Origin of the sequence: Parabacteroides sp. AF21-43 (assembly GCF_003635435.1) — a bacterium.
Taxonomy (GTDB): domain Bacteria; phylum Bacteroidota; class Bacteroidia; order Bacteroidales; family Tannerellaceae; genus Parabacteroides; species Parabacteroides distasonis.
In genome coordinates this window covers 1-1077 of record NZ_QTMG01000067.1, presented here as the reverse complement: position 1 = coordinate 1077, position 1077 = coordinate 1, and the positions used below count along the sequence as shown (strand labels likewise).

At 44.4% G+C, this 1077-nt stretch carries 2 protein-coding genes and 2 pseudogenes; 1 reads left to right on the top strand and 3 read right to left on the bottom strand.

Going from position 1 to position 1077, the window contains the following annotated elements; genetic code table 11:
- Positions 1-161, top strand: a pseudogene (locus tag DWX84_RS21365) (N-acetylmuramoyl-L-alanine amidase); the annotation flags it as partial.
- Between the two features lies 1 nt (position 162).
- Here the strand turns inward: DWX84_RS21365 and DWX84_RS21360 are convergent.
- From DWX84_RS21360 to DWX84_RS21555, 3 genes and pseudogenes are all read right to left on the bottom strand, one after another.
- Entirely contained in the window at positions 163-537 is a 375-nt protein-coding gene (locus DWX84_RS21360) for a DUF86 domain-containing protein (RefSeq protein ID WP_044546756.1), read from the bottom strand.
- Positions 530-823, bottom strand: coding sequence for a nucleotidyltransferase family protein (locus tag DWX84_RS21355; RefSeq protein WP_044546759.1), 294 nt, complete (start codon positions 821-823; stop codon positions 530-532). Before DWX84_RS21355 ends, DWX84_RS21360 begins: the two co-directional genes overlap by 8 nt.
- A gap of 44 nt (positions 824-867) precedes the next feature.
- Positions 868-1077 (bottom strand): annotated as a pseudogene (locus DWX84_RS21555) (hypothetical protein); the annotation flags it as partial.

Below are 1077 nucleotides of genomic sequence, written 5' to 3'. Positions count from 1 at the left end.
ATACCCGGACCTACGCCCAGCGCTGTACCTTGATGGATCTGCTACGGCAATTACGAAGGGACTACCCGGAGGCACGCATCCTAGGACATTACCAACTTAGCCCCTATATCCGTAAGGCTTGCCCCTGCTTTGACGCAAGGGAGGAGTATAGGGAACTATAATTTACTGATGAAGATCGAGAAGCATCCTATTAATCGTATCCAAAAGAGGTGGAACATCCTCTTTACAGATACGAAAAATTTCTTCCGCATCCACCTCGAAGTAATGATGTACGATAACATCCCTGACTCCCATCACATTCTTCCAAGGTATCTCAGGGTAATTAGAGAGAAACTCTCGCTTAGTTATCTTATCCAAATTCTTTACGCTCTCGCCGACAGCCGATAATTTCATGCAAATGCTGTCCAGCAAGATCACTCCCTCATTCGAGGAGAGGAAGTCATCCGCAAACCGTATCCTCTCGCTTCGCTGGATGATTTCCTCCAACGATTTTTTCAGCAATTCGAGTATATGATAAGCTATTAGTCGTTCAAACATAGATTCCTTCACTTAATATGCGATCCTTAAAAAAGGTATCCATTCTTTCCCGCAGACGGACAATGTCAACTGGACATCCCAAGAGCTCTTCTAAATCAGCCTTTATTCCAGACAACGCAAAGAAACCATGGAGATTTCCCTCCACGTAAACATCGATATCACTCTGCTCCGTGTTCTCTCCACGGGCAACAGAGCCAAATATCCCCATACGGGAAATACCGTATTTGGAGGCATTCTCCGTCATATACTGACGCAGCAATCGTATATATTCGGTCTTTGTCTTCATAAGCGATGCTTTAATGAGCCAAATATAAGCTTTATTTGTCATCCTTACAAGAAAACAGGCAAAGAGCTGTCAGAATTTCTTACCGGACGCTTCCTCCCTCTCTCTCCGGAGATAAGCCTGTTGATTGACAGATGGAGAAGAGACCACAGGAAGAGGTTCAAGAACAAGAGGTATGTAATATTCATACGCTTGGCCAACAGCAAGTTCAACGTTATGAAGAAGATCGATACGCACAGAATCGTCACCATCACCAT

Coding starts and splice junctions, on each gene's coding strand:
- DWX84_RS21360 (WP_044546756.1), bottom strand. CDS start 537: ATGTTTGAACGACTAATAGCTTATCATATACTCGAATTGCTGAAAAAA.
- DWX84_RS21355 (WP_044546759.1), bottom strand. CDS start 823: ATGAAGACAAAGACCGAATATATACGATTGCTGCGTCAGTATATGACG.